This is a genomic window from Ruminococcus difficilis (assembly GCF_016680995.1).
Map to the genome: position 1 here is coordinate 1 of NZ_JAEQMG010000029.1, position 6,314 is coordinate 6,314.

A 6,314-nucleotide genomic window follows, 5' to 3' on the forward strand; every position below is an offset into this window, starting at 1 on the left:
GGAATGAATATTCTCCGCACTATTGCGAAAAAGTACGACGGTGAGCTTTTGATCAATGAGGACGGCAATCAGTTGACGGTTTCTGTGATGATGATGAAATAAATAACAGAGGTGGATTTTATGAAAAAACTGGCATTATTACTGTCTGCTATTATGATTCTGCTGCTTGCATCCTGCGCTCCCGCACAGGACAATTCAGCAAAAAAGAGTTTAAGCGAAATGCTGACTTCACACAAGTGGCGTTACTCCTTACAAGAAGGTGGTGCGATGAAGCTGAGCTATAAATGGCTGCTTGAGCTCAAAGATGACGGAACCTGGGCAATGGATATGGATAACTCCGTTGACGATGAATCCGCCTCTCATACACTGAGAGGAACGTGGAAGCTTGAAGGCACAACGCTTACCGTTGTTATGAAGGATGAGGAAATATCGGAATTTAACACAACCGAGGTTCTCGAATTTGCTGATGACTTGACAGACGAAAAAATTGAAAAGGACGGGATCATTCCCGAAATCTCAACCAATCCGAACGATAACTCCACAGATGACCTATTGAATTACAGCCCTCAAACGAAATGGTATGTTTCCGACAAGTACTTCTGCTTTTACACGTTTTTGTTTACCGCTGAATAATTTACTGTGAAAGGAATAATATGAAAGCATCATCATTTTTATATTTTGCGGGATTCGACGTGAAACAATATTGTTCAGAAAAATGTATTACAAAGAATACATGAACCATATGAAAGGACGTGGAGTCGGTGACAAAAGAAAAACGAACAAGAAGAATTGCCGCGCTTGCCGTGGCGGCTTGTATCCCAACGGTGATCATCACACTTTTGTCCAGCTTTTCGTCCGCATCCCCGAACCTTTTTCGGTTATCTTTGTTTTATGCGGCGCAAATTTTGAACGCTACTATTGCCCTGTTTTTACTATACACTAACGTGTATAGTAAAAAGGGGTACGCTATAGGAGAATACGGATATGCTCTATCACTCACAAGTCGCAACAAATGCCCAAAAACGGTGCAAACGGTTTTGACGGATACTTTCTCGCCTATCTCCAACAAATCGCACACAGGGCGAAATACGGCGAAACAGGGCGCTAATCTCTTTGCTCACATAGACAATCCGAAATATTCTTCATCCTCGTCATCAATGTCGTCATAACCGTCATCTTCATCATTTAGATATTCAGCATAGGCGTTGTCAAAATTGAACTCGTCGGCTGTTTGCGTGTTCTGTTCTTCGCTATCCTGTTCACTTTCCTGATCACCAAGCGAAATCAGATAATCAAGCATTGTCAGGATACCTTCCGCAGCTTGGCTGTCGTAATCTTCATCATCAGTGATGTAACCGTCTGCGCCTTCTTTCTGCCCGTGAGCCAGCTTTTTCTCTCGGATTTTAGCTCGCTCTTTGCTGTCCGTTAAGGGCATCATCTTGTTGAGCTCGTCTAACCTTTTTCCGGCGCTGTTGACGATTTGCTTTGCCAGCATGGAGAACAGGAAACCGATACGCGCGGTGTTGACCGCAACTGCCGCGTTGAAGTTCATTCCCAACGCTGTCCTAATCAACAGATTTTTCAGCGACCGCAGCTCCGGGTTCATCTCGATCGGCACGTCGGGCTTGTCCTTTGTGTCGTAGTAAAGGCTCAGCTTTTCGCGGTTAACCTCGTTCCACTTTGAGTAGATTTCAGATAAATCATCATCTTTAGCGATCTCATGCAGAGAGAAATCCACAAGCTTTTTCAACTTTCTCGGCAGATAACCATAGAGCTTCTTCCCTTTCTGCTGTTGTAATTCGTCCTTGATTTTTTTCAACAGAAAAAGATAATAGTCCGCGTTGGGCAACGATTGCCGCATTTGGATTTGCTGTAACAGGTCAGCCAAATTATCTTTCAGCTCATTCCTATAGCCTGTTTCTATTGTCGCCATCTTGTATTGTTCATCACGAAATATGTCCTGACCAAACGCTCGGCGCAACTCTTTGATTCCCTTTTCAGATAGGAAACCCTCCTGACCTTTCGAGAAAATCACCAGATGAATATGCGGATGGTGCGTTGTATTATGGAACGCACCGTACCATTCCAGATCTTCAATCTTGATTCGATGGGCTTGTGCGATCTCATTCATGTTGCGGCGCACGAGATTTTTCCACGCTTCGGCGTTGTTAAAGTGTAACCGCTCGGCGTCCTCACGGCGCAAGCTGACAACCTCAGTCCAGATTACTCCTTCATGATTGGCGACCCGTTCCGCGACCGTATTGAGATCGATTGGCATATCAAACTGTGTAAACAAGCCGTGTGAGCCGAGCTTTTCAACACCGGGTCTATTGGAAATGTAGCTGACCAAACCCTTCAATTCATCTGCGCGGTCAGCGTATCTCTCCGCAACAGCATCGAGAAATTCATTCGCATTCTCTATTGTGGGCATAGCATAGTAGTCATCATATTCAAGATATTTTTTGCTCTGTGGAAAATGCTTTACCACAGAAAGAATGAGGTCGTGCTGTTTTGAAGATGCTATGTTATATTTTTGACCGCTCGGCAACTTCTCAACGCCCTCGCGGGTTGCCATATATCTGATGAGATCAGCCATATCTTTCGCGCTTTTTTGAAAGCGACATGAAACAATTATCTTAGCCATTTTCTTCTCCGTTGATGAAATCTCTTGTCTTTTCCAAGTCGAGAACGCCGTTATGCTCCGCGACAATCTGTTCGGAAACATCATTCAAATAATTCAAAGCGTAGTCGTTTAGCTCGCAGTTACGCGCAGAAAGAATATTGCTTTTGCTCACCTCGACTGCCAACTTGAACAGCATTTCGCTCAGATTTTCTTCAAATCTCCCGAGCACCAACTTGATGTTTTGGCTGATGATCGGCGACAAATAGCTGACGCTGCCCTTTTGAGCGAGGTAGCCGAGGTAGTAATCTACCGCTTCACGCACCAATGAACTGCGTGAGTAGCCTTGCTCCTTTGACATGATTTCATCCATCTTTTCCAACTGATCTTTCGTAAAACTGATAGTAACTTTCTTGTATTCTTCCATAGTTTCCTCCTGAAAATTTCTCGTTCACACAAACGCCGCAAATAGTGAGGACTCCCTCAAAAGCGCTGCGATTGTTCTCCTAAAACCGCACAACGGTCGGCTCTGCCGTCCGATGTCCTTCGCGGGCCGTCCACCAAAGGACGGCTCGCTTTTACCTGCTTCAAATAATCACCGGCGTTTTGTGCGCTTCACAAGGTGATACTTGCAAAACAGGCTCCCCTCGTTGTTGTCGAGGGGATGTGTGTCATCACAGGTTGAAGCTGTCGGTCAATCCTACCAGCCTTGTAGTGTCGCGCTTGACATAATAGAGCTCTGTGATTTCCGAAGTTGTGTGACCGAGCAACTCCGCCACCTGTTTTACCGATAATGATTTCACACTGCCGTCGGGCTGTTTCACGCCGTTGATTAACCTTGTTGCGAATGTGTGCCTGAACGCGTGCAACCCCTTGTGCGGTAACCCTATTGCATCGAGTATGCGATAGAATCGGTTTCGCATATTGCGCGGGTTAGTGAAGTTACCGTTCTCATCAGGTATGAGAGGCTTGTCCTCACCGAGATACACTTCCTCGCGCAAATGGTTGATCATTTCTATCGCATTATCATTTAGCGGCACGTCGCGCTTACTCGTTTTGCTTTTCAATTTACCGACCTTGACTTCCAGCTTTGGCACATATTCCAAGCCGTCACGGACGTGAACTTCTTTGACTCCGCGCTGCAAGTGAATCACCCTATTCTCGAGATCTATGTCACTGTTGATGATACCGCACAACTCCCCTGCTCGCAATCCTGTGTTGAGCATGAGAAAGTATGCCGCCGACTGTTGATACACTGGTTTGCCGTTGGCGAATCTCTTAAACGCTTCTTCGCGTATCTTCTCCAATTCTTCATCCGTGAACACGACTACCAAATCACATTGAGGCTTACTCTCCTTGTTCTGCGCGGCGAGGTAGTTATCCTTCTTCGTCATGTCGATCATAGCCATCGGATTGTTAGGGATCGCACCCTCTTGATAGAGTTGCTTAAAGAACATCTTTAGAAGTGAGTACGCTTTCTTGCTCGTTGTAAACGCGTAGCCTTTATTCATGTGCTTGGTGAGCAACTTTTTGATATCCGCAGGAGTGACATCTCCGACAGGCTTATTCCCTATGTAGGGATAGATCTGGTGCTCGGCGGTGCATTCGTAGCGATCATAGGTCGTGCGCTCCACCTCCGGAAACTTATACACCCGAAGCCAATTCTTCATGCTCTCTTTAAGCGGTTTCCGGGCTTCATCCGAGTTGGTGACTTGCTCATTGAAATTCTTAACATACTCTGTCATCTTCGCCTGCAACGTCTTTTTCTTTTTGCTGGAAAAGCTCTTGCGTTGGGCAACGCCGAATTCGTCCTTATACCGCACCATTCCAATCCATCTGCCATCTGATTTCTGCCAAATGTTTCCGTTGTCTAATAATTCACGTTTCATCATCTCGACCTCCTTTTTTGGTAACCACAACAATACCACAAGCACTGGTCAGTATCCAGCAAAAACCGTAACAAAAAATACGGCGAAAACTTGTGAAAAACCAACTATCTCAACTTCCCTACTTCCATTTTACACGAAGCAGTGGGCTATATTCAGGACAATGCGGTTTTGGGCATAAAAAATCCCCATAACCCGACATTTGTCAAGTTATAGGGATAGATTTCCTCTGTTATCTTCATTATAGCGTATCTGCAAAAACGTGTCAAGAGCGTTTTCTGCTGAATTTTGTCGAAACACCCAGCCACATCGCAGCCACCGAAAAATCTTTTTCAAGACGTGCGATATCCAACATACCCGGGCATCGGTCAAAGACCACGGAAATCGCGTGCGAAAGTGCGGCATAGGTTATCATAACAACGTTGCCTGTCGCGTGCGAACGACACGTCTTTCCGGGCAAAGACTTTTAAAAGAATTGCGTTTCTGCGTTTTTATCAAGAAAACATCTTGACAAAACCGCGTGTCTGTGTTATGATATTTTCTGCAAGTGACAAGTGTTCATTTGCAGCGATCAAATATTTAGGGGTATAGCTCAGTTGGTAGAGCAGCGGTCTCCAAAACCGCGTGCCGAGGGTTCAAGTCCTTCTGCCCCTGCCAAACCCACTCCTCAGAAACGGCTTATCTAAGCCATTTCTGAGGACTTTTCTTTTTGTCAAGCGCTTTCTGATTTGCCGGAGCTTTGCTCAGTTCCACCATTTTTCCACCACTTTGGTCTTTATAGTGGCTTCAAAAGCAGTAGAAAGGTGTACAGAAATCAACTCGCTTGAAGCCGATTGGCAATGGCTAATTTTGAAGTTTTATCAATGTGAGCATAAAATTTTAATGTTGTAGTCGAGCTACTATGCCCCAGCCATTCAGCAACCTGAACGGTTGTAAAGCCATCGTTTAATAAATTACTCGCCACGCTATGGCGTAAATCGTGGAATCGAATCTGGGGCAGATTTGTTTGCCTTTCAATGAGTTTATGAAACTTTTTTGTTAGATAATTAGGTGTTATTTCCTTGCCGTTATCAAAAGTGCAAACATAGTCATTAGAAATATAGGCTTCTTTTAATAACTGTCTATTTCTCTCTTGGCGTTCTTTCTGCTCAAGGAGCAACTTCTTTACTTGCGGAATCATCGGCAAAGTACGATTACTGCTATCGGTCTTTGTTGAGGATGTATAATTACTATCTCCGCTAATCTTTTTTGTGCTTTGTTGTAATGTTTCCCGTATCCAAATGGTTTCTTTCTCAAAATCTATGTTGTGCCATTTTAAGCCCAACACTTCACTTCTTCGAAATCCGTAAACCGTGCATAGATATGTAGGCAAATAAATACTTGTCCCTTCGAGATAAGTTAAGAGCTGATTGATTTGTACTCGATTAAGAAATTCCGCCTTGAACTTTTCCGTCTGTTTTGGTGTCTTTGCTGCAGATGCCGGATTAACAGAAATCAATCCTTTTTCTACAGCATCGGAAAGCGCCTTTGAAATGTTTTGATGGTGATGTTTAATCGTAGTTACAGATACCGTGCCTACTTTTGATTTATAATAATCGGTAAGCTGGTGCGGTTTTAAATCCTGAAGCTCAGTCCCCAGCTTTTCAAAATACGGAATAATATGGTTTTCCATATTGCCCTTATAGCTTCGATAAGTATTAGGTCTAACATCTGACTTAATAGCTACAAGCCATTTTCTAAAATAGTCAGCAACCTTGATATTGGAATAAAAGCTAAGGCTTTTATTGTCATACTCCACACATAGTTGA

General features: G+C 44.1%; 5 protein-coding genes and 1 tRNA gene. 2 read left to right on the top strand and 4 right to left on the bottom strand.

Annotated elements, in window-relative coordinates:
- The first annotated feature begins 120 nt into the window (after positions 1 to 120).
- Positions 121 to 633: a hypothetical protein gene (locus JKK62_RS01605; RefSeq protein ID WP_201426668.1), complete on the top strand. Its 513-nt coding sequence runs from the start codon at positions 121 to 123 to the stop codon at positions 631 to 633.
- 484 nt (positions 634 to 1,117) lie between these two features.
- Here JKK62_RS01605 and mobP3 read toward each other — a convergent pair whose 3' ends face one another.
- The 3 genes from mobP3 to JKK62_RS01620 form a co-directional block, all read right to left on the bottom strand.
- Positions 1,118 to 2,596, bottom strand: a complete 1,479-nt coding sequence (mobP3, locus tag JKK62_RS01610) for a MobP3 family relaxase (protein ID WP_243411719.1) — start codon at positions 2,594 to 2,596, stop codon at positions 1,118 to 1,120.
- A 40-nt stretch (positions 2,597 to 2,636) separates the two neighbouring features.
- Complete coding sequence (locus JKK62_RS01615; RefSeq protein WP_201426670.1) at positions 2,637 to 3,047, bottom strand: ribbon-helix-helix domain-containing protein; 411 nt, start codon at positions 3,045 to 3,047, stop codon at positions 2,637 to 2,639.
- Between the two features lie 247 nt (positions 3,048 to 3,294).
- Positions 3,295 to 4,512, bottom strand: coding sequence for a tyrosine-type recombinase/integrase (locus JKK62_RS01620; RefSeq protein ID WP_207752120.1), 1,218 nt, complete (start codon positions 4,510 to 4,512; stop codon positions 3,295 to 3,297).
- Between the two features lie 575 nt (positions 4,513 to 5,087).
- Here JKK62_RS01620 and JKK62_RS01630 point away from each other — a divergent pair.
- A tRNA-Trp gene (locus JKK62_RS01630) sits at positions 5,088 to 5,163 on the top strand.
- A gap of 157 nt (positions 5,164 to 5,320) precedes the next feature.
- On the opposite strand, the gene JKK62_RS01635 is transcribed toward JKK62_RS01630, so the two are convergent.
- A partial coding sequence (locus JKK62_RS01635) for a tyrosine-type recombinase/integrase (RefSeq protein WP_201426673.1) occupies positions 5,321 to 6,314 on the bottom strand: 994 nt, incomplete at its 5' end.

What these genes read in the sequence shown, in the direction of transcription:
- JKK62_RS01620 (WP_207752120.1), bottom strand. Translation starts at nt 4,512, where the DNA reads ATGATGAAACGTGAATTATTAGACAACGGAAACATTTGGCAGAAATCA.
- JKK62_RS01615 (WP_201426670.1), bottom strand. Translation starts at nt 3,047, where the DNA reads ATGGAAGAATACAAGAAAGTTACTATCAGTTTTACGAAAGATCAGTTG.
- mobP3 (WP_243411719.1), bottom strand. Translation starts at nt 2,596, where the DNA reads ATGGCTGATCTCATCAGATATATGGCAACCCGCGAGGGCGTTGAGAAG.
- JKK62_RS01605 (WP_201426668.1), top strand. Translation starts at nt 121, where the DNA reads ATGAAAAAACTGGCATTATTACTGTCTGCTATTATGATTCTGCTGCTT.